Genomic DNA, 21,260 nt, shown 5'->3' with positions numbered 1-21,260 from the left:
TGCTCCTGAGAGGGTTGTATGAGTGATACAGAACGTCTGCACCGCATCAAATACATGATTCAACAGCGCAAGTGCGTGCCGATTGACGACTTTCTGAGTGAGCTCGAGATCTCCAAGGCAACCTTCAAACGCGACTTGGAATATTTACGCAGCCGCCTCAAGGCATCGATTGTGTATGACCGCTTTTTAAATGGTTACAAATTTGAGTTTCCGGATCAAGTGGACAAAATTGAGATGCCGGGTTTGTGGTTCTCTGAGAAGGAAGCTACTGCGCTGGTCTTGATGCAGCACTTACTCTCCTCACTTGATCAAGGCGGCTTGATTGGGCCACATATTGAACCGCTCACGGCAATCATTGATGGCATCTTAGGTCAGAGTGAAACGACAACCAAGGAATTGCGTAAGCGCATTAAAGTAATTGGCATGGGTTCACGCAAGAACTCCATTGAAAACTTCTCCGAAATTGGTGCTGCCCTACTTAAACGTAATCGCCTTGAGATTGAGTACTACTCCAAAGGAAAGGGTGAGGACACTAAACGCGAGATCTCACCTCAACGCCTGATCTACTATCGTGAGAACTGGTATCTCGATGCTTTTTGCCACATGCGCAATGACTTACGCAGCTTTGCCATTGATGGCATTCGTAGTGCCGTTCTAACCAACAAAAAAGCACAAGAAGTTACTGAAAAAGACTGTCACGATCATTTTGCTGAGAGCTACGGCATCTTCTCTGGCAAGGCCACCCAAAGGGCAAAGCTGCGCTTTACCCCTGAGCATGCGCGCTGGGTTGCTGGCGAGCATTGGCATGGGCAGCAAGTTGGCAGTTTTGATAAAGAGGGTTACTACAACCTGGAGTTTGATTTCAACCAAGATCCAGAACTCATCATGGATATTCTGAAACATGGCTCGGGCGTAGAGGTTATTGGGCCAGCAAGCCTAAAGAACAAAGTGAAAGCAGAGCTTGAGAAAGCACTTATGTCCTACAAATGAACTTTGGTTTTTTAAGGCTTTACATGTGTAAGGCTTTACTTTACACTTTAGCCTAAGCCTATACAATGCGTAAATGATTGAATCATTTATTCACAAAGGCTTAAAAGAGTTGTTTGTAGATGGCAAAAGCGTTCGAATACAAAGGTCTCTCATCAATAGAATCATCCGTCGCTTAGATGCGATTGATGCCGCTATATCTCTGGATGATCTGAAGATTCCTGGCTTTAATTTTCATGGACTAGAAGGGGTTCCAAAACGCTATAGCATTCATGTCAACGGACCTTGGTGCCTTACCTTTGAATGGCGCGAAGAAAATGCTTACCGACTTAACCTAGAAAACTATCACTAATATCATGCGCAAAAGATCACCCACTCATCCTGGTGCCATCCTTAGAGAAGATGTCTTCCCTACGCTCGGCATCTCTGTAACAGAGTTTGCTAAGCACCTTGGCATCTCTAGACAAACGCTTCATTCTGTCTTAGCAGAGAAGAGCTCAATAACTCCAGAACTAGCATTGCGTATTGGCGTCTTTTTAGGTAACGGCCCTCAGTTATGGATTGAGATGCAATCTAAATATGATTTATGGCAGGCGGAACTAAAACTTAAGAAGGTACTGCCAAAAATTACCATGTTTAAGAATTTGTTAGCCGCTTAGATTGGCATTCATCACAATAATAGTTGCCATTTCTTTCCCAAGCTTTTTTGCCAAGCTTTTTGGTACACCAGTAGCAGTAGAGATCGCTTGAGGGAATGAATTTTCTTTGCGCTAAATCTGGTATTGATTCTGTCATTTCATGGTTGATGAAAATTTTTTCTATTGCCTTTGGTTTGAATTGAGCAACTAGCCATCCCCATGCTTTGGGTATGAGCCGATAATGAAAGATTGCATAGGCGAAGGCCACTCCCAATAGAATCAGAACTACTATTAGGGGATTCTGTGCCATCCATTCCAGAACCGCTAGTGCAACCATATATGCGATATAGAGACCCAATATCGCCAATAGATATGGCCATAGAAATGCCAATATCAATAGGGAAATAATCGTGCCAACGATTCCACCTGAATTATTGTCATCGCTCATGGATGGTGGCTCCCTGTCCTCTGCTTACTCCAGTCATACGCCAAATCAATAAAGATATTGGCCTCCTGAGACAGAAATTGAGGTGAGGGAAATATTCCTACCCTACCAAGATCTAAACGATCCGCATCCCAGCAGGTTTGTATCGTTTTATTAGTCGAGACCTCGCCTCCCGAGTGATGTCTTAATGCGTAGCACAAGGTATCGAGTTGCTCAGTATTGAGCTGGTAATAATCCCCATGAATGCCGTGCGCAAACTCTGCTGCACGTGCCCCATGTTGTGGATCTCGCCCTTCATCGAATCGGCAACTATCGTGCAGAAAAGCAAAGAGCTCTACCACCAATAAATCAGCCTGGCGTATTTGGCCAATATTTTTGCCGTGGTTTAGCACTCGAGCCCAATGATTAGCCCCATGAATTCCATGCCAATCAATCTTAAATTCAGATTTGATTAGGGCAATGAGGCCAGTCCGGTCATATTCAGCTTTCATGTGCACGACCTTTCTACGGGGTAACGCAGATTGAGCTCTACAGAACCTTCATCGCCTGCAATCCACAAGAATGCATTTTGTTGATATCGATCTGCTAAGCGCTCGGCATCTTGAAGAGAGATGCCTAGCGCAAGAACACTGCGCTCGCTAGGCCAAATCTTGCGAGGATCGCTGCCCTCTCCCAAAACACTCTTAAGGCCAAGAGCACCTATATCAGCAAGCAAACTATTTTGATTGCTGATATTTTCAGCTTCAGTTGCAGGTTGGCTATAGGGATTGAATGCCGTTAAGAACGCAGCGCTATTTACCCCATGCTTTTTCATTAACCTTGCAAGATTGGGGTTTACTTGATCAACTCTAATCACTGTGCCCCCATTCTCACTATGAACCACATAGCATGCATCAAGATAGGCGCTCGCTAAATTCTCTGAAATGGTTCTTGTCATACTGAGAGCCTTGCTTGCAATGCCCTATCAATACGATGGTGCAGTTTGAGTGCCGTTGAAAAGTAATACAGCTTTGGATTGAGCTTGATATTGACATATTCCCAATCGCTAATTTCTAAACTGATCCCTTTGGCCCAGTAGTAGTATTTGCCACCTTCCTCAATAGCGAACCCGGTATACCGATACTCTGATAAGCCCTGCTCTGCTGGGTCAAACTTTTTAAGCTCATCGGAATGCAGCTCGATATTAATTAACTGAAAATTCATGTTTTTCTCCTCTTTAGCCAATTGGACGAATGTCAGGGCTTGGCAATTCGGTTTAACTCCGCCCACGCACTACTTTCTTTCAACAACTCGGTTCGCTTAGTGGATCACCGCCTCCACTACTTCAGACTTTCCCTCGGGATCTTTTTTTTGACTAGTTACCAAAAAGTTCTTAGTTTCCAAGGCAACCGCAAGGTAGTTATCTGTAGCAGTCCTAAACGCTTCCTGGCCATCTTCCTTACTAAAAATGTATGTCAGGCTATAAATCAAGTTATCCGCATCTTCACCATCGACCGTCACAGTATTTACGGCATCGTTATCGACTACGCGAAGCCCCCTGGAAAATTCTGGCTTCTCACCATCCACCCAACTCATATCAAGGCGGTCAATATCAAACCGCAAACTACGAAATAGGTTGTTAATAGAAAAACGGGCACCATTTAAGTATGTGTAGTCACGCATAAGACCTCCAATATCAATTGATTCAGCTCTATAACTTCATTATCAAGATTGGCAGGTTCAAATAATGAGCTTGTGACCTCTTTTTGATCGGTTTGCCCAATAAAAAACCCACCAAAAAGTGGGTTTGTCGCTTTTGATTACCCGCCACCAGTTGGTGTTGGGTCTCATCTTTTGAGCACCTTACTAGCGTTAGCAGGTTGCTGTGGCGACAAAGCCATCTCTTGATGTAGGTTCAAGTATGAGTGCTTTTATATTCAAAGTCAATTACAGAAATCAATTCGAGGCACAATGGAATTATTCAACTATTTAATACCAAAACATCCTTATGTCCCAAGCCATTATTTTTGATATAGAAGCAACTGATAAGAACGATGCTGTCATCATTGAAGCAGCCTCACTGGATGTCACCTCACTTAATCCATTTGATGTGGGCAATCCCTGGGTGCAGCGTTACAACCCTGGTAAACCGATTAGCTTGGGCGCTCTTGCTACACATCACATCATGGATGAAGAATTGGTCAATTGCCCACCAAGCAGCTCCTTTCGGTTGCCAGCTGGCACCAAATATCTCATTGGCCACAATATTGATTTTGATTGGGTTGCTATTGGCAAGCCAGAAGTAAAACGTATTTGCACCCTTGCTCTTGCGCGCAGCCTATGGCCTGAGCTAGATAGCCACACTCAAAGCGCTCTGTTGTATTACTTTGAACGCGATACCGCTAGAGAGGAATTGCGCAGCGCCCATAGTGCCTTAGCTGACGTTTGGATTTGCTCCAAAATTCTTAGGCAAATTATTACTAAGTTGCAACCCATCTCCTTAGATGCCCTATGGGAAATGTCTGAAAAAGCTCACATTCCGAAGGTAATGCCCTACGGCAAACACAAAGGTGAACTGATTAGTCAAATGCCGGCTGACTACAAGCAATGGATGTTGCGTCAAGATAACGTCCCAGAATATCTTCGCAAGGCTTTAGAAGCTAAATAGTTGGTAGTTTTTGTTGCTTTTTCTGTTTAGCAATCTGCTGTAGCTTTTGGCATTCTTCATTGATCGTGCCATCTTCGTTCAGAACATTAAACGATCTGCAGGTGCTTGAACGCTGTTCATAAATAGAACAGCGATAACCATCTTTCTCGGTGTAGCGAAGTGCTATACAAGGCGCATGACCCTTCTCTGTACCCTTCATACATGCTAGGTGCGTTGAGACTCTGGATGTGAGTTCTTCAGGAACGGTGCCTGCACCATTGCCTGCAATTTCTCCATGATAAAAACTTACCCGGAAATACTGGCAGCACATGCCACATTCAAAACAGGGGTTTATAGACAAAATTTGATCCTACTGGGCTATCTCTTCAAATCTCACCCTCTCATTGTAGAACTCTAGTAGTTGACCTCCCCTACAAAGATTTCAGTAATTTCTGATGTAATATATGTATCATTATTGATACGCTCTATGGATGAAGAGACCAATACTAGATGTGTACTTTTTTAAGACCGAAGTTGGCAATGAGCCTGTTAGGCAATGGCTTCAATTACTAAGCCCTAAGGATAAAAAGGTGATAGGTGAAGATATAAAAACAATTCAATTTGGCTGGCCGCTTGGCATGCCTCTTGTGAGACATATTGATGGCGAACTTTGGGAAGTGCGCAGCAAACTAAGTAATGGAATTGCCAGAATTCTATTTCTTCTTAATGGCAACACCATGGTTTTAATACATGGATTCATCAAGAAACAACAAAAGATGCCAAAGCCTGATTTAGATTTAGCAAGAACTAGAGTAAAGCTGTTAAGGAGAGAATTATGAAGAAAAAACATATTGGCAGTAATTTTGATGAATTTTTAAAAGATGAATCGCTGCTTGAACACTCTACTGCCGTGGCAGTAAAACGTGTAATTGCCTGGCAAATCGAACGGGAGATGGAGAAACAACGCATCACGAAGACTTCTATGGCCAAGAGAATGCACACTAGTCGCGCCGCCTTAAATCGCCTTCTTAATGAAACCGATACTAGCCTTACTTTAATTACCTTAGCCAGTGCAGCAACCGCCCTAGGAAAGAGAATTAAGTTTGAACTAAAGGCCGCCTAAAAAGAGTAAGGGAATAAGGAATCCGTGATTCCCTTATCCCCCTCTACTTTTACTGCCTACCGCTTTTTTCGCTTACTACTACCGCTGATATTTTTTACTGATATCTGCGATTAAAGATCTGTTTTGTTTCAGCTTCATTACGCTTGGTGTTTTTCAACACTGCGCAGTAAGACAGGATCATGATCACTGCCAATGAGATGCCGTTAAAGTTATTCATCAAGTTGCTGATTGTGTTCATTTATTTCTCCTTTTTTGCTATTTGGTTTTTGCTATCTACTGCTATGAATTCAGAATAATTGACTTAAAGCTCACGAAATGAGCTTGTAAAAAATGGTGGTTTTTATTTAAATATTTCATGTTTTTCACCGTGCGATTGGCAACTCATCCCAGCGCGTGGTGTAGTTCGGCGATCTATTGCCTGATCTCATCTGCCACTCTTCTTTAGTGCTATTAGTTCCTGAGGCTGCAGATCGAACGGCCGCATTACCAAAGCGAGTATTGATTTCATCTACCGCCTTCATGAGGTGTGCAGATTTGCCTTTGGTTTCGATATCGTCAAACAAAGATTGCTGGGCTGTGGGCTTATCACTAATCAGATTCAAAATGACCCCAGCCTTCTTGTAGCGAAAGTTCGCTTGATAGATTTGCTTAAGGCCTGCCAAGGCTGCATTGGTTAATGTCAGTGTGTTATCTGTTGGGTCAGCCAATGGAATCGTGATGCTTTGATGATGTTGTGGTTCGTTTTGCTTAAACGGATTGGTCTGAATAAATACCGTGAGCGCGCCCGAAGTACTGTTTTGCGTTCTGAGCTTTTCCGCTGCTCGGGCTACATGCGTGGCCACCGATTCCGCAAGCTCTACCTGGCTAGTAACCAGCTTTCCAAAACTGCGCGAAGCAATGATCTGTTGTTTAGCTGGCGCCACCTCCTCTAGTTGCAAGCAGGATGTGCCGCGCAACTCATAACAGAGACGCTCCATGACTACACCAAACTGTTGACGCATTGCTTGTGGCGAGGCTTGCAAGAGATCAAATACGCTCTGAATATTTTGGGCTTTGAGTTTCTTGGCGATTTGTTTACCAACACCCCACACCTCACCCACTTCAGTCTCGCTCATCCATTGATAGAGCCCTTCTTTTGCCATGGCATTCACATCACATACACCAACAAACTGCTTATGCTTTTTAGCTAAGTGATTGGCCAGCTTTGCTAATGTCTTGCTGGCACCAATACCAACGCAGACAGGTAAGCCGGTAGTATCTTTAACTTGCTGTTTGATCTTTTGACCTAACTCAATGGTGTCTTGGTATTGCTTGAGAACAGTTTCGATTTGCAAAAAACTCTCGTCGATGCTGTAGACCTCCAGATTGGGGGTAAACGTTCTCAGCACTTGCACTACGCGGCTACTCATATCGCCATACAGCGTGTAGTTCGATGATTGAGCCAAGATGCCATGCTTCTTCGCCAGATCCGTCATCTGAAACCAAGGTGTTCCCATCTTTACGCCGAGCGCTTTGACTTCAGCACTACGTGCTACAGCGCAGCCATCGTTATTGGAGAGCACGACCATTGGCACATTTTCTAATTTAGGCTGAAATACCCGCTCGCAAGAAACGTAGAAATTATTTACATCAACGAGAGCGAAGAGTGGAGTTAATGGGCTTGATGTAGTTTGCGAATTTGCACTCATCTCACTTCCCCTCTTTGTTGTATCTAGCACTAGCATTGCTGTACTTACGCACCACCCCAACGACCACGCCCCAGATTTGCAACTCACTACCCTCGCTAAAGGTGATGGGCTGATAGCTTGGGTTTTCTGGCTGGAGTTCAATGCGGCCGCGCAATTGATAAAGACGCTTGATGGTGTACTCACCATTGACGACCGCTACAACGATGTCTTTATGTTTTGGTTTGAGCGCCTTATCAACAACTACCTTGTCGCCGTCGCAAATGCCTGCGCCCAGCATCGAATCGCCCTTCACGGTGAACATAAAAGTGGCTGGCTTGTTTTGAACAAGGTAATGATTCAGATCCAGGCCATCTTCAGCGTAATCTGCCGCTGGACTAGGGAACCCAGCTGAAATCCGGTGGCTTAGAAGCTTGAGCTCATAGGCAGCAAAATGCCCTGCCAAGGCTTGTGGTGCCTGGCTTAAGGTTGCTTTTGCGGGGTTCATTACTTGCGTCATAGTTACTAATGTACTGTATGTTTATACAGTATATATAAAAACCGCAAAAATGAAGTTCTTTTTGTTGTTTTGGGGCTATTTGCTCAAAATTTAGGCAACAAAAAACCACCCGCAGGTGGCTTGTCAGGGTTGTTTTGCCCTTAGCAAAAAGCAAATGCCAGAATCGCTGGGTCATCCACGAAAGCATTTGAAAGATAAATGCTGACGCGATACAGCCAAGGCTGAGCAACCTCTACAAGTTCGATGATGATGGGAAAGCGTTCCATATCGAGATGATAGTGCTTTATGCCCCTATTCCCATAATTTCTATGGATATATTCATTCGCTAATATACCTACCCCCAACAAGGTATACCAATGAAGAAAAAACTAATTAGACCGAGCGCTGAAGAGGATGCTGCAATTACTAAGGCCGCTCTATCTGACCCCGATAACCTGCCTATGACAGATGAAGAGTGGAGTGAAATTAAGCATCGATTAGTTCGTGGCAGAACCAGACCAGTGGTTAACAGGACCAATGGCAAATTGATCGACAACAAACCCAAAGATACCGCCTAATATCAACGCCTTGCCACTTACTTCACTTCCACCATCTCACCCCTAGATGAAATCAAGTAAGCCTTGTTGGGCTTATCTCCCCTGATACGCGTAAGTTCGGCTTGATAGCCTTGTAACTGCTTGCGGTAGCTCTCATACTTTTCACTACCCACTTCTGGAATCGTGAGTTTGTAATCGATGATCGCCAAGTGATCATCAAGCTCCACCAAGCGATCCATGCGATAGCTCTTGCCTTCTTGACTGGCAATGTCTAACTCATTCCAGGCCTGAACCCATTCGCCAGATGTTAGGTAAGGCTTGAGCTCTGGGGCCTCGATTACCGTTTGCGTGCGAGTAAGCAGCCTTTTTGCATGCTCCGCATCTACACCCAGCCAATTCATAAGCTCTTGCTCGCTTGGCATGGGTGGCTTTATTTGACTGCTAGAGTCTGGGGTGAGGAACTCAAGCAGTTTGTGGAAGTTTGTGCCCTCTTCTAGGATTTCTGGATCAGGCATTTCTTTTTCTTGCTCCAACAATTTTTCCGCAAGCTCCTTCGCTAGCGCGCCACTTTCAATCTTTGCAATCGAATTTTGGTAACTGGTCTTCGCTTGATCCCACGCAGTCTGAAAGTGGTCAATCTTAAAGGACATGCTTCCTAGCTCTGCTTTAATCTCTTCTTCAAATTCAGGGGTATCTTCTTGGCTAAGATCACTCATATCCAAAACCGGAATACCTGCGGCTAAAGCTCTTCCATACCAAGAGCGCTCATTAATGCCGCTTTTGGTATTGCCTGCAGCACCGCTGATCCATAGACCCTGCTTAGCCCTAGTCATAGCGACATAAAGCAAGTTCCAATTTTCATTTTGACTAACTTCATTCTCGTTATTGAAAATAACGCTACGCTCACCTGTAAGCGTCTTCTTCGTGTATAGAGAAAGATGGGTCGGACTTGATTGCTCGGATGACCAGTCCAATAAAACTCCGCGATGCGGTGCGCGCCACTCAGTATTATTTGCATCGACCAAGATGACAAAAGGCGCTTCCAGCCCCTTGGCCCCATGAATCGTCATTAAACGGACGCGTTTATGACGGTCCTCTTCTGACATCTCGCTTTGCTCATCCGCTTGACCAATGTCCTCGCCGACATCGACTTCTGCCTCTACATCACCCTCATCTGGCGTTTCATCATCCTCGCCACGACGCATCGCATTCATCTCATCAATGAATCGAGTTAAGCTTGGGTAACGGCCCCCATCTTGATTTAATGCAAGCTCTATAAAGGCGTCTAGGTTGGCCAAGACTTGTGCCCTTGCCAGATTTTGAGCGGCAACAGCATAGCGCACACGCAAATTACTCTCGTGATAAATCAAATCTAGCAAGTCATGTACGGGCAATACCTCGCCTAGCCTGCGCCAGTGCTCCAAATACCGATAAGTCTTTTGGATATATGGGTTATGACTGGCCTGCAAAGCATCCCACCAACAGCGATAGCCTTGCTGATTGCCATTTACAGTCATACTCAGTTCTTGCATCTGCGCTTCAGTAAAGCCAAAAATCGGGCTACGCAAAACTTGGGCTAATGGCAAATCATGACGGGGAGAAACCAGGACCGTAAGCAAGGCAATCAAGTCATCGATTTCCAAGGTATTGAGGAGCCCACCCAAACGCGTACTGTCATAAGCCAAGCCTGCTTCACGCAAAGCCCTCTCAAACTGCGGCAAATATTTACGACGCTTCACCAATAAGATGAAGTCACTTGCTCTTGCTGGGCGCCAATAATCTTGACCATCTTTTTTATCCATCACTTGGCGTGTGGCAATCACGTGATGAATTAAACGACTGATTTGCCTACCTTCTTCGTAACGTTGCTGCACATCACTCGTTTGACTGGAATCCTGAATCGCAGCATCAAAAGCGGTACTGCGTCGCTCTGGCTGCTCATGCACCATCGACCCAATGAGAGGCAGTAATTGCGCTTCGCCATTTTCCGTATAAGCCGCTGTTATAGGGCCGCTCTGCAAAGCCTTCCAGGCCGTGGATTGTTTAGCAAATTGATAGCTCTCTGGCAAAGGACCCGCCAAAAATACCTGATTTACTGCATCGTTAATAGCCGGCGCATTTCTGCGGGTTGTATTTTGTGACAAAGCTACTGCATTGAGTTTATTCACTAGAAAATCTCTAGCACTATCAAACAGCCTTGGATCAGCGCGGCGGAATCGATAGATAGATTGTTTGGGATCGCCAACAATAAAGACACTTGGCATCGAACCATCATCACCATACCCATCTAACCATGAGCGCAAGATTTGCCATTGCAATGGGTTGGTGTCTTGAAACTCATCGATCAGAATATGTTTGTACTTAGCATCCAAGCGAGCCTGCAAATAAGAGGCGTTGGCAGAGCTAGCCATTAATTGGCTCACACCAATCTCTAAATCATCAAAGTCACGGACACGCATAGCCTCTTTGGCTTTTTCCATATGAGCGAGCATTGCTTCACTCATCGCAAACCAAGCTAGATTGAGCTCACGAATGAGATGCTCACCTTGCCATGCAAATAATGACTGATATGCCTCCACCCAGCCATTACGAATCGATGTAATCTGCGCAGGATCACCGCCGGTCTTCTCCAAATACTTCAGCATAGGGGCTGAAGTCTTAGCAATATCAGCCAAAGGAGTTCTGGACTGAGTCAAAAAGTAAGTCTGAAACTCATTCGCGATATCCATTACCAAGCCATTGGCATCATGATGCTCAATGACTTTTTGGAGATACCCTGCTTTACCAACTTGTGTTGGTGTGCCGTTACTAAAGCATTTATAGAGTACTTCTAGATCCTTCTTAGTACCGGGGCGCTGCCAAAATTCTTCTAGAGGATTTTTCTGACTAAGGTAAGGCAAGACTTTGTTTAAATAATCAACTGGTTTTAAGTTCTTAGCAATGCATGCATTTTTAAAAAAAGTCCATGCGCCTCTTTGCTTAAAGAGACTGTAATTACCCATCAAAAACTTTTGAGTTTCAACTGCGCCAAACTCTGCTAGCAATACGTCATAGTGATTCTTTAAATCCTCTGGAAGGTTGCCCCACCAATCCTCCATGCATTCTTCTTGTAGACGCTTGGCATCTTCCCTCAGATTGAATCCAGGTTGTACGTCTGCCGATACAGGGGCTGCGCCAAGGAGGCGCCCAAACCAGCCATGGAAGGTATCAATAACAATGGCCTGTGGACTCGATAAGACCTTGATGTAGAGAGCTCTGGCCTGTGGCAATAACAGAGTAGCTTCTTCCTTTGTCAGCCCTCTGATTTGCAATTCTTGTATGAGTATTGCGTCATCCGCAGAAGCGAACTCCTCTAATAATCCATAGAGACGATCACGCATCTCTTGCGCAGCCTTACGCGTGAAGGTGAGCGCCAAGATCTCTTGTGGTTTTGCGCCTGCTAACAACAACCTAATCATGCGAGCTACCAATAACCAAGTTTTGCCACTACCCGCACAGGCAGAAACAATCACAGATCTTTCTGGATTACACGCTAAGGGGTAATTAAATTCTTCGCTCACCACATGCCCTTTCTGCAAATACCCCTAGCTTCACAGTATTGGCAAACGCTATCAGGTGCAAATGCTTGCATAGGTTTGCGTGCCCACAAACCATTTAAGTCTTGGGTGATCTGATCAGAAAACTGAGTCATCAGTTCGGGCATATTCTCTACTGGATGGGCCCGGATGGCTTTATCCTCACCTTTATCCAAGTCGGCCTTGAGACTCACCCACTCAGCCTGATCCACCTTACGACCCGGAATATGGGCAGCACTGGGATTTTCACTGGCAGCACGGGCATAAATTAACAACTGTGGATCATCCAAGAGATTCTCAGAGCGATCAGCAATCCGTTTCATCTTTTGATTTTTATAGTCAATAACAGCTGCTGCTGTGCTATCGGACTGATGAATATCAAATCGGTCAGCGCGCCCTGAAATACGAATATCTCTTTGCACACCATTTTGGTCAGTCAAACTCAATGTGAAGCCAACGGTGAGCTCCGCATCGTGATAGCGCCAACCTTCATTTTCTCTTTTGATTTGCCAATCAATAAAGCTAGGAATTTGTTTTTGCCAATCCCTGAGTATTCCCAACACTCTCGCATCACCAGATATCAGACGCTCAAATTCTTGTTCCGAGCATTTGATTAAGTGTTCAATCATCCACTGGCGCCGCATCTCTGCGCCTTCATGAACTGGTGAATGCGACTTCGCCTCCTCCGTCTTGAGGTTCTGAAAAAATGTTTTTAGAAGTGCATGTAAAGTCTGGCCTGCGAGAGAGGCGTCAAAACCTTCCTCGAATTCCTTTGCCTTTCGTAATCCTAATAGGCTGCTAACGTAATAGCGGTAAGGGCAATCCCGCAAAGCCTTATAGGCACTAGGCGAGACGGTTACCGGAATCGCCAAATCCTTATCTGGCACACCCACTGACATCTGAATCGGCTGCGATATACCCTCATATACCTCTGGCTTTAACTCAATTGCTTTCCAGTCTTTTAATTGAGTCTGCAAGCGCTGGATCCAAGCGGATGGACGAAGGGGTTCACCACTTTTACTTTTGCTCTGCCACAGAAAATCTACAGACTGACAAGACGCTAACAATTGCGATAGGTCTCTTGCCTGCTGCACATATTGCGCAGCAATCGTAGAAGACTTGAGGTAGCGATTAAGCGTATCCGAGAAAAATAATGGCGGCTCAGAAAACGCTGGTAACTGTTGCTCATCGCATCCAACCAACACTACCGCATCAAACTGACGCAAACGTGTTGAACTTAGTGGCAAGATACTCAAAGTGGCTTGCGCTTCTTTGCCAGCCTCCTCATAAGTCGCTTCTTCAATCACTGTTTTTAAGAGGCTAAGCCATTCTGGCAATCGCATCTTCAGCTTGCTGTAAATGCCATCGCTGAGATTAAAACTATTCAACACCTCTAGTAGCTGCTTACCTGCCGCATCCTTTTCCAGGCGCCCTGCCATGCCAGTATCTACTAGGTTTTTCTGCAAAACGTCATAGGCACTGGTGCAATCTAACGACAATTGCTGCCAAGCAACGTGCAGGTGCCGTACAAATTTGATGAGATCGATTAAATGCTCATTAGGAGAGCCGCCATTAGAAGCCGCATGCTTATTGGCACGCTCTATCGCCATGAGAAAAGTTTCCCATCCGGACTTCGCCTGACTGGCAATCAAAATATCTTCAAGCTGCGCCAGTAATCCAACACATACTTCAGGAGATTTATTGAGACTATGCGCCAGATCAAAATAGGGATTTTGTAGAAACTCTAGTAAAGCACTTGCACTTGGCCCCTCTTTAGGTGAGCGAATAACTTCAAGCCAACTATCAAAGGCTGCTGCTGCTCTAGTGGTGGATAACTTCCAGCCAGTTTCATCACGAATACGCAATGCACCACCCAAGCGACTCAATAATGCTCGCGCTCTTCGAGCTGCTAAACGATCTTGCGCAACCAAGGCAATATTCTTTTTACCGGCAATGAGGTGAGCCTCAATTGATTTGGTTGCAGCCCAAGCCAGCTCTTCAAAGCGCCTCGCAACCAATAAGCGCCAGCCATCATTTCTATTGGCTTGAATATTGCGATTCACTTGAGATTGTTCTGCAGGGTTTGCGGATGCTATCTGACCTTCCAGATCAAGCCCACAAAGTGCTTCAGACCAAAGAGCCACTGAATTCCAACAAAGGCTTACGTGCACCACAGGTGCAAACTGTGCGTAATCACTTAGGTAGCACTCAATCAACTCTTTATCAACCGATTTTGGGTCTGCGGTCTGCACCCAAATAAATGGGCGCCTATTGTTGTGCTGATTTTCTGCAATGGTTTTTGCCAATTGCATATGTGCCGCCATCGCTAAATGTTTGCGTATCACTGGGTCGCCAAGATTGGTGAGGTATCGCCAAAAAGTGAGAAGTACCGCAGACTCTTCATCTACAACATTGCGCGCGAGACCAACATAAGCTTTTGCAATTGCCTGATCTAATACAAGCTCCACCTTCTTAAGCCAAACTTCTGCATCTAAAGCATGTGTTTTTAGTAAGTCATTAAGCTCGCCCTGCAATTGTGGAATAACCACTTCAGACAATGAATCGCATGCATCAATCACCGCCTGCGCCAACCCCCAAGCTCCTGCTTCGCTTTCTGCCTTGAACCATGCTTGCAAGGTTTTGTGTTTTCGCAGATTGGCAAAGACCGACAACCATCTCTCCAAATCACTTTGCTTCTTTGGAAACTTCCATGCACCAGGCGCTGCTTCTAGCCAATCAGCAAAACTGATTACCTGAGGCAAGAAAGCAATATTGTTTGGCAGGTCTTTTGGTCGGCTTTGCTCTAAGGCAGCCCGCACCCCTATGAGTGGACCGGCAGTACTCAGCACCACCAAGGGGCGTTGATTTGTTTGCAGCGCACAATCCCAAATGCCTTTTGCCAGCTGCGTCAGAGCTTGACTATCAGGCACGATGGACCAAGCCTGCGGCTGCTTTTGGTCAGAAATAATGGGAAAAGGCTGAGACATTAATGGCGTAATTTATCTATTTTGAGCAGAACGTTCCGCTTATTGCTAATATAAGCGTTGTAACGACATAATTAAATAACTCGCTAAATAAGTCTAAATAAGGAATTTTCATGAGTGCCGGCATTAAATATGTAACTGACGCCTCTTTCGAACAAGACGTCCTCAAGTCCGATAAACCTGTTCTGCTCGACTTCTGGGCTGAGTGGTGTGGTCCTTGCAAAATGATTGGTCCAATCTTGGAAGAGCTCGCTGGCGAGTATGGCGACAAGCTTCAGATCGCAAAAATGAACGTGGATGAGAACCAAGGCGTTCCTGCCCAGTTCAATATTCGCGGCATTCCTACCCTGATCCTCTTTAAAAATGGCACCGTGGCTGCTCAAAAAGTAGGCGCTTTGGCCAAATCCCAGTTGACTGCGTTTATTGATAGTCATCTGTAAATAGTCTCAGACCACAGGTTCACCCGCTGAGCCTGTGGTTTTTACCGATTTACCGCAGTTGCTAGACCCGTTTTTTAGTGTAGTATTACTCAAACGCACTAATCAGTGCTCCGATTTTCAGTAATTTACCTCCCCCTTCTTTAGCAAATTTCCAAATTCTGTTTTTCCACATCTGCGTGATCTTTATCGGCGCAGCGATACCCCAAAACAAATTCCCAATATTCATTTTTATCTTTACCAACACCCGAGAACCACATGCAATTAACTGAACTTAAAGGCCTCCACGTATCCGCCCTGCTTGAAATGGCTGCTAGCCTGGAGATTGAAAATACACAACGGATGCGCAAACAAGAATTGATGTTTGCCATTCTGAAGAAACGTGCGAAGGCTGGTGAAACTGTATTTGGCGATGGCACTTTAGAAGTATTGCCTGATGGCTTTGGTTTCTTGCGTTCCCCAGAAGCTTCCTATATGGCTTCTCCTGATGATATTTATATCTCTCCTGCACAGATCCGCAGATTTAACTTACACACTGGCGATAGCGTTGAGGGAGAAGTACGCACACCTAAAGATGGCGAACGTTACTTTGCATTAGTCAAGGTAGACAAGATTAACGGTTTAGCTCCAGAAGCACTTAAAAACCGCATCATGTTCGAAAACTTAACGCCATTACACCCTAACCGCGTGATCGGCTTAGAGCGTGATATCAAGGCCGAAGAGAATCTGACTGGCCGAATCATCGACATGATCTCCCCAATTGGTTATGGTCAGCGTGGTTTGATCGTGGCCTCACCAAAGTCCGGTAAGACAGTGATGATGCAACACATTGCGCATGCCATCTCTGCAAACAATCCGGATGCAATCTTGATCGTTTTGCTCGTTGATGAACGTCCTGAAGAAGTTACCGAAATGCAACGCTCCGTTCGTGGTGAAGTGGTTGCCTCAACTTTTGATGAGCCAGCTGTGCGTCACGTTCAAGTTGCCGAGATGGTGATTGAAAAAGCTAAACGTTTAGTAGAGATGGGCAAAGATGTCATCATCTTGCTTGACTCGATTACTCGTCTTGCACGCGCATACAACACAGTTGTCCCTTCATCCGGCAAGGTACTTTCAGGCGGTGTGGATGCCAATGCATTGCAACGTCCTAAGCGTTTCTTTGGTGCCGCTCGCAATATTGAAGAAGGTGGTTCATTAACCATCATCGCTACCGCCCTGATTGAAACTGGCAGCCGTATGGACGACCTCATTTATGAGGAATTCAAAGGCACTGGCAATATGGAAGTTCACCTCGAGCGTCGTTTGGCTGAGCGTCGTGTTTACCCATCTATTAATCTCAATAAGTCGGGTACTCGCCGCGAGGAATTATTGGTTAAAGCCGAAAATCTCCAGAAGATCTGGGTATTGCGTAAATTGCTGGCCGATATGGACGATATTGAGGCAATGAACTTTATTGTCGATAAGCTCAAATCCACCAAAAACAACGGCGAATTCTTTGACCTCATGCGTCGCGGAGGCTAATTTAAGGGTCTAGGGGGCTGTTTTAGCCCTTTTTAGACCCTCAAAGTGCGCTTTGTCCTTGATTTCATGGCATAATTTCGCCTTTGCTGCATTATTAACTTGCTTTTAAAACCTGGGAAAGTATTTAAGTCAATTTGACTAAAACGGCTACCCGCTCTTAGGACTCAACATGAAACCTGGCATTCACCCCGACTATCGCGAAATCGTCTTTCTAGACGTTTCTAATAACTTCAGCTTCAAGACTCGTTCCACGATGCCTACTAAAGAGACAATCAAGTGGGAAGATGGCAATGAATATCCATTAGCCAAGATCGAGACTTCTTCTGAATCACACCCTTTCTACACTGGTACCCAGAAAATTATGGATACCGCTGGTCGTGTTGAGAAATTCCGTCAGAAATTCGGAACTAAAGCTGTTGCTAAAGCTTCCGGTGATGGCGCTGCTAAAACAGCTGAGAAAAAAGCTGCTGCTGCAGAAGCTAAAGCTGCTGAAAAGCCAGCTAAGAAGAAGGCTTAAACCACTTCTAATCGCAGGGTATGTTTAATACCTGCTCTGCGAGATAATCAAGGCAGCGTTTGCTGCCTTTTTTATTTTGAACTTCACTCATGGTCAAACTTACTGCCGCTGCCACTAAATCGATTCCGCGAATGATTATTTTTTCGCTGACATTGATTTATGGTTTTGCCGGCCTCTTCTTTCGGGACCCCTGGAAGAATGAAGATGCGGTTGGCTTTGGTGGCATGTGGACTCTCTTTCGCGGCAATACGATCGACTGGATTGTGCCCCATCTTATAGGCCGCGACATTTCACTAGGTACACCCCTGCCATATTGGATGGGCGCCACACTCATTAAATTATTTGGTCCATGGATTGGCGCAGCTAATGCTGCTCGACTGTATTCAGCCATCTGCTTTTTTGCTGCAGCGCTAGCTATTTGGTATGCCACTTATTTATTAGGGCGTCGTCGTGAAGTGCAGCCAATGGCTTTGGCTGTTGGTGGTCAGCCTAATATGAAGAGCTACGGCATGACCTTGGCTGATGGCGCGCTATTGATTTTCTTGGCATGCGTCGGTCTTGCGCAACGCGCCCATGAAACCACACCTATGATGGCGCAACTCATGGGTATCAGTATCGTGCTTTACGGCACAGTACGCGGTTTAGATAAACCATGGCAAGGGGGCTTATGGACCGGCCTGGGTATCGCCATCGTGGCGCTATCAAGCAACCTGACTTTGAGTTTGATCGTGGTCAGCTCTACCATTATTGCGGTGCTTGCCAGCAATGCAAAATTGCGTTTTCGCTGGACGCTTACCGGTACCGCTTTGGGTTTAATTGGTTTTGCAATTTGGCCTTTGGTTTGGTATTTCGCAGACCTTCCTCCTTACTGGCGTCACATCGCCGAAGAAGGTTGGCGCAATATGCCAGAAATGCGTTCCACACCTTCAATTGAGTCACTAGGATTTTTAAGTGTGAACTTCTGGGCGTATGCTTGGCCTGTTTGGCCCCTAGCTATTGTTTCGCTTGCACACTGGGGTCGCGTTAAAGAAGCGGGTGCTTGGCGTGCCCCACACCTCGCTATCCCATTAAGTTTGTTTATTGGCAGCTTAATTTACGTGCTGTTCCGCCTAGAAGCGAATGAGCATGACTTAATGATCTTAATTCCAAGTCTTTCGATCATCGCTGCCTTTAGCCTTCCAGTTCTTAAGCGCAGCGTCATTAGCTTTATCGACTGGTTTGCGATGTTTAGCTTTACGCTGATTGCGCTCGCCATTTGGATTATTTGGTTAGCAAAGGTCACGGGCTATCCAGAAACAACTGCGGCTAATATTGCGCGCCTCCTCCCTGGATTTGAGAGTCAATTTAATCTATTGGCCTTTATCGTAGCGCTGACAATTACCGGCGTATGGTTAGCAGTAGTGCGCTGGAGAACTTCACGTGCCCCAAAAGAAATTTGGCGCTGCTTGATTATCTCCGCCTCTGGCACCACTTTAATGTGGGTGCTCCTCATGACATTATGGCTTCCAACTATTAATTACGCCAAAACCTATCGCCATGTTTCAGCACGCTTGGTGCAAGTAGTCCCATCAGGTGGTGGTTGCATTGATACAAGCAACATCGGCTTTGCACAGCTCGCCTCTTTTGAGTATTTTTCTAAACTCAATTTACGCGATGACCCAAATTGTCCATGGATGTTGACGCATAGCCAATCTGAGGCAAAAGCATACGCGCAACTTAATAATAAAAAGTTGAACCTTCTCTGGGAAGATCGTCGCGCAGCTGATCGCGATGAACGTCTGCGTCTTTACGAAGTAATTCCAGAATAAATCGTGCTGCACTTCAAGTTATCGCGCCTTCGCGAGGATATTCCTTCTTTACTAAAACTAGCTGGACCACTATTAATTGGTCAGCTTGCAGTCATTGCGTTTGGTGTCCTCGATACTGCGATGACTGCACGTTACTCCGCGGATGACCTCGCCGCACTAGCAATGGCATCCGCTATTTTCATTAGCATCTATGTGGGTCTAACAGGTGTTGTCTCTGCACTCGCACCTATTGCTGGACAACTCTTTGGCGCAAAACGTTTTCATGAAATCGGCGAAGAAGTTAGACAAGCAACTTGGCTTGCTTTAGGTCTTACTGTATTTGGCTGCTTTATTTTGCTAAACGCCGATCACCTATTAGCCATTTCACAAGTGAACGGGGTGATTGAGGATAAAGCAAAGTTGTATCTCAACATTTTGGCTATCGGCTTACCAGCAAGCATGGGAATGCGGGTACTGATGGCATTACATAATGCCGTCTCGCGCCCTACTGTGATCACCGTAGTTCAGATCATTGGGCTGGCACTAAAACTTCCCTTGAACCTACTGTTTATTTATGGTGGTTTTGGCATTGACGGCATGGGCGGCCCTGGGTGCGCTGTAGCCACCGTCATCATCAACTGGTCTTGGTTATTAATGACTCTTGGCTTTGTCATGTTTGACCGCTTTTACAGACCGTTTAAGATCTTTGCGCGCTTTAGCCTGCCGAATTGGCATCGCATTTGGACCTTGCTAAAACTAGGCACACCAATTGGTTTTAGCTACCTGATTGAAGTGACTTCATTCACCTTCATGTCGCTCTTTATTGCACGCCTTGGGACCACTGCATTAGCTGGCCACCAAATTGTGGCCAATATGGGAACGGTGATTTATATGGTCCCCTTATCCCTTTCGATTGCTACGATGACTTTAGTGTCGCAATCTATTGGCGCCAACAAACCCGAGCGCGCGGAAGAGATAGGCTGGTCATCAGTATTGTTTACAACCGCACTTTGTATCAGCATTGGAATAGCCGTTTGGATATTCAGGATACAACTGCTTGACTTGTATGACCCGCCAGCAGAAGTGAAAGTATTTTCCATTCCACTCTTTTTGTTTATTGCTTTTTATCAAGTCTTTGATGCTTTACAAGTGACTGCAGCATTTATTCTGCGTGCGTATCGCATCGCTTTTTGGCCCATGGTGATTTACGCTGGCTCGCTCTGGGGCGTAGGCCTTGGTGGTGGCTACTTAATGGGATTTAATGTCCTCGGCAATACACCTACATTCTTGCAAGGCGCTAATGGCTTTTGGGCAGGCAATAGCTTGAGCCTAGGTTTGGCTGCATGCTTCTTACTCTACCTCTTCAGAAGAACGGCGGAGCGCTATGAGAAAACACATCCGCCAGTAGAAACCTAGACAGCAAATACCCTAGGGCTTAACGATAGTTTGATCCTGGGGCAGGCGTTGCATAACTAGGAACTTGATTACCTTTGGAATACATGCACTGCTGGTAGGCAATGTTGTATTGGGCTTGCGCTTGGTTTTGTTTGCCAGAGGCATTCATGGCACCGATTGCAGAACCACCTAACAATCCCACCCCCGCACCAGTCCCAACACCTGTATGACTTCCGCCACCAATCACAGCACCAGCAGCGGCACCAAGAGCGGCTGCCAAAGCTGCGCTCGTCACACCCTCTTTAAGAGCGGCATCACCAGTATCTTTCACGGCATTTGCAGCAAACTCTCTACATACTTTATCTTCTTGCTGAAATACTTCGAACGGCTTTCCTTCGCGCGGCATGATCGCGACAGTTGGGCCGGTTGGGGCGGATACGCAGGCAGATAATGACGCAATAACTGATGCGGTTAACACTGCGTTTCGAGTAAATCGTTTCATTAC

Annotated in this window: 25 protein-coding genes and 1 riboswitch; of the genes, 12 read left to right on the top strand and 13 right to left on the bottom strand. The window is 45.6% G+C overall.

The window, feature by feature from the left end:
* The first annotated feature begins 18 nt into the window (after positions 1 to 18).
* From ICV36_RS03450 to ICV36_RS03440, 3 genes are all read left to right on the top strand, one after another.
* Positions 19 to 990, top strand: coding sequence for a YafY family protein (locus ICV36_RS03450; RefSeq protein ID WP_215401140.1), 972 nt, complete (start codon positions 19 to 21; stop codon positions 988 to 990).
* A gap of 73 nt (positions 991 to 1,063) precedes the next feature.
* A complete protein-coding gene (locus tag ICV36_RS03445; protein ID WP_215401139.1) occupies positions 1,064 to 1,339 on the top strand; it encodes a type II toxin-antitoxin system RelE/ParE family toxin in 276 nt (91 codons plus the stop codon).
* A gap of 4 nt (positions 1,340 to 1,343) precedes the next feature.
* Positions 1,344 to 1,646 (top strand): HigA family addiction module antitoxin, encoded by a 303-nt coding sequence (locus tag ICV36_RS03440; RefSeq protein ID WP_371743209.1) that lies wholly within the window; start codon positions 1,344 to 1,346, stop codon positions 1,644 to 1,646.
* On the opposite strand, the gene ICV36_RS03435 is transcribed toward ICV36_RS03440, so the two are convergent.
* The 5 genes from ICV36_RS03435 to ICV36_RS03415 form a co-directional block, all read right to left on the bottom strand.
* Positions 1,624 to 2,073: a hypothetical protein gene (locus ICV36_RS03435; protein ID WP_215401138.1), complete on the bottom strand. Its 450-nt coding sequence runs from the start codon at positions 2,071 to 2,073 to the stop codon at positions 1,624 to 1,626. The genes ICV36_RS03440 and ICV36_RS03435 overlap by 23 nt on opposite strands.
* Positions 2,070 to 2,561 (bottom strand): hypothetical protein, encoded by a 492-nt coding sequence (locus tag ICV36_RS03430; protein WP_215401137.1) that lies wholly within the window; start codon positions 2,559 to 2,561, stop codon positions 2,070 to 2,072. Before ICV36_RS03430 ends, ICV36_RS03435 begins: the two co-directional genes overlap by 4 nt.
* Complete coding sequence (locus ICV36_RS03425) at positions 2,558 to 3,007, bottom strand: DUF3293 domain-containing protein (RefSeq protein ID WP_215401136.1); 450 nt, start codon at positions 3,005 to 3,007, stop codon at positions 2,558 to 2,560. The genes ICV36_RS03430 and ICV36_RS03425 overlap by 4 nt, the downstream gene beginning before the upstream one ends.
* The gene (locus ICV36_RS03420; protein ID WP_215401135.1) at positions 3,004 to 3,273 is read right to left on the bottom strand and encodes a hypothetical protein; all 270 of its coding nucleotides are present in this window, start codon (positions 3,271 to 3,273) and stop codon (positions 3,004 to 3,006) included. Before ICV36_RS03420 ends, ICV36_RS03425 begins: the two co-directional genes overlap by 4 nt.
* Positions 3,274 to 3,369: 96 nt before the next feature.
* On the bottom strand, positions 3,370 to 3,732 hold the full coding sequence (locus tag ICV36_RS03415; protein ID WP_215401134.1) for a hypothetical protein: 363 nt from the start codon (positions 3,730 to 3,732) through the stop codon (positions 3,370 to 3,372).
* 123 nt (positions 3,733 to 3,855) lie between these two features.
* A riboswitch (SAM-I-IV-variant riboswitch) is annotated at positions 3,856 to 3,965 on the bottom strand.
* 92 nt (positions 3,966 to 4,057) lie between these two features.
* Here ICV36_RS03415 and ICV36_RS03410 point away from each other — a divergent pair.
* Entirely contained in the window at positions 4,058 to 4,717 is a 660-nt protein-coding gene (locus ICV36_RS03410; RefSeq protein ID WP_215401133.1) for a putative quorum-sensing-regulated virulence factor, read from the top strand.
* Here the strand turns inward: ICV36_RS03410 and ICV36_RS03405 are convergent.
* Positions 4,710 to 5,057, bottom strand: a complete 348-nt coding sequence (locus ICV36_RS03405) for a YkgJ family cysteine cluster protein (protein WP_256438090.1) — start codon at positions 5,055 to 5,057, stop codon at positions 4,710 to 4,712. The two genes, ICV36_RS03410 and ICV36_RS03405, sit on opposite strands and share 8 nt — an antisense overlap.
* A 130-nt stretch (positions 5,058 to 5,187) precedes the next feature.
* On the opposite strand from ICV36_RS03405, the gene ICV36_RS03400 reads away from it, so the two are divergent.
* Together ICV36_RS03400 and ICV36_RS03395 are read left to right on the top strand one after the other, a co-directional pair.
* Complete coding sequence (locus tag ICV36_RS03400; protein WP_215401131.1) at positions 5,188 to 5,535, top strand: type II toxin-antitoxin system RelE/ParE family toxin; 348 nt, start codon at positions 5,188 to 5,190, stop codon at positions 5,533 to 5,535.
* Positions 5,532 to 5,819, top strand: a complete 288-nt coding sequence (locus ICV36_RS03395) for a helix-turn-helix transcriptional regulator (protein ID WP_215401130.1) — start codon at positions 5,532 to 5,534, stop codon at positions 5,817 to 5,819. Before ICV36_RS03400 ends, ICV36_RS03395 begins: the two co-directional genes overlap by 4 nt.
* Positions 5,820 to 5,913: 94 nt before the next feature.
* Here the strand turns inward: ICV36_RS03395 and ICV36_RS03390 are convergent, their stop codons facing one another.
* The 4 genes from ICV36_RS03390 to ICV36_RS10280 all read right to left on the bottom strand — a co-directional run bounded on the left by ICV36_RS03390 (position 5,914) and on the right by ICV36_RS10280 (position 8,269).
* Positions 5,914 to 6,057: a hypothetical protein gene (locus ICV36_RS03390; RefSeq protein WP_215401129.1), complete on the bottom strand. Its 144-nt coding sequence runs from the start codon at positions 6,055 to 6,057 to the stop codon at positions 5,914 to 5,916.
* 124 nt (positions 6,058 to 6,181) lie between these two features.
* A complete protein-coding gene (locus tag ICV36_RS03385) occupies positions 6,182 to 7,507 on the bottom strand; it encodes a Y-family DNA polymerase (protein ID WP_215401128.1) in 1,326 nt (441 codons plus the stop codon).
* Between the two features lies 1 nt (position 7,508).
* Positions 7,509 to 8,003, bottom strand: coding sequence for a LexA family transcriptional regulator (locus tag ICV36_RS03380; RefSeq protein WP_215401127.1), 495 nt, complete (start codon positions 8,001 to 8,003; stop codon positions 7,509 to 7,511).
* 140 nt (positions 8,004 to 8,143) lie between these two features.
* Positions 8,144 to 8,269: a hypothetical protein gene (locus ICV36_RS10280; protein WP_256438089.1), complete on the bottom strand. Its 126-nt coding sequence runs from the start codon at positions 8,267 to 8,269 to the stop codon at positions 8,144 to 8,146.
* A gap of 90 nt (positions 8,270 to 8,359) precedes the next feature.
* Between ICV36_RS10280 and ICV36_RS03375 the strand changes: the two genes are divergently transcribed.
* Positions 8,360 to 8,560 carry a hypothetical protein gene (locus tag ICV36_RS03375; RefSeq protein WP_215401126.1) on the top strand — a complete coding sequence of 67 codons (201 nt, stop codon included), beginning with the start codon at positions 8,360 to 8,362 and terminating at the stop codon, positions 8,558 to 8,560.
* Between the two features lie 17 nt (positions 8,561 to 8,577).
* On the opposite strand, the gene ICV36_RS03370 is transcribed toward ICV36_RS03375, so the two are convergent.
* Positions 8,578 to 12,099 (bottom strand): exodeoxyribonuclease V subunit beta, encoded by a 3,522-nt coding sequence (locus tag ICV36_RS03370; RefSeq protein WP_251375069.1) that lies wholly within the window; start codon positions 12,097 to 12,099, stop codon positions 8,578 to 8,580.
* Entirely contained in the window at positions 12,096 to 15,101 is a 3,006-nt protein-coding gene (locus ICV36_RS03365) for a PD-(D/E)XK nuclease family protein (protein WP_215401124.1), read from the bottom strand. Before ICV36_RS03365 ends, ICV36_RS03370 begins: the two co-directional genes overlap by 4 nt.
* Before the next feature lie 110 nt (positions 15,102 to 15,211).
* Between ICV36_RS03365 and trxA the strand changes: the two genes are divergently transcribed.
* The 5 genes from trxA to ICV36_RS03340 all read left to right on the top strand — a co-directional run bounded on the left by trxA (position 15,212) and on the right by ICV36_RS03340 (position 20,776).
* A complete protein-coding gene (gene trxA / locus ICV36_RS03360) occupies positions 15,212 to 15,538 on the top strand; it encodes a thioredoxin TrxA (RefSeq protein WP_068321063.1) in 327 nt (108 codons plus the stop codon).
* 255 nt (positions 15,539 to 15,793) lie between these two features.
* Positions 15,794 to 17,056 (top strand): transcription termination factor Rho, encoded by a 1,263-nt coding sequence (gene rho, locus ICV36_RS03355; RefSeq protein ID WP_215401123.1) that lies wholly within the window; start codon positions 15,794 to 15,796, stop codon positions 17,054 to 17,056.
* A 169-nt stretch (positions 17,057 to 17,225) separates the two neighbouring features.
* The gene (locus ICV36_RS03350; RefSeq protein ID WP_215401122.1) at positions 17,226 to 17,573 is read left to right on the top strand and encodes a type B 50S ribosomal protein L31; all 348 of its coding nucleotides are present in this window, start codon (positions 17,226 to 17,228) and stop codon (positions 17,571 to 17,573) included.
* Positions 17,574 to 17,662: 89 nt separating this feature from the next.
* On the top strand, positions 17,663 to 19,381 hold the full coding sequence (locus ICV36_RS03345; protein ID WP_215401121.1) for a glycosyltransferase family 39 protein: 1,719 nt from the start codon (positions 17,663 to 17,665) through the stop codon (positions 19,379 to 19,381).
* A 3-nt stretch (positions 19,382 to 19,384) separates the two neighbouring features.
* Positions 19,385 to 20,776: an MATE family efflux transporter gene (locus ICV36_RS03340; protein WP_215401120.1), complete on the top strand. Its 1,392-nt coding sequence runs from the start codon at positions 19,385 to 19,387 to the stop codon at positions 20,774 to 20,776.
* Positions 20,777 to 20,795: 19 nt separating this feature from the next.
* Here ICV36_RS03340 and ICV36_RS03335 read toward each other — a convergent pair whose 3' ends face one another.
* Positions 20,796 to 21,257 carry a glycine zipper family protein gene (locus ICV36_RS03335; RefSeq protein ID WP_215401119.1) on the bottom strand — a complete coding sequence of 154 codons (462 nt, stop codon included), beginning with the start codon at positions 21,255 to 21,257 and terminating at the stop codon, positions 20,796 to 20,798.
* Positions 21,258 to 21,260 lie beyond the last annotated feature (3 nt).

This window comes from Polynucleobacter sp. MWH-UH35A, assembly GCF_018687075.1.
Taxonomy (GTDB): domain Bacteria; phylum Pseudomonadota; class Gammaproteobacteria; order Burkholderiales; family Burkholderiaceae; genus Polynucleobacter.
Note: the sequence above shows the minus strand (reverse complement) of the source record. Positions and strands in the feature narration are given on the sequence as shown.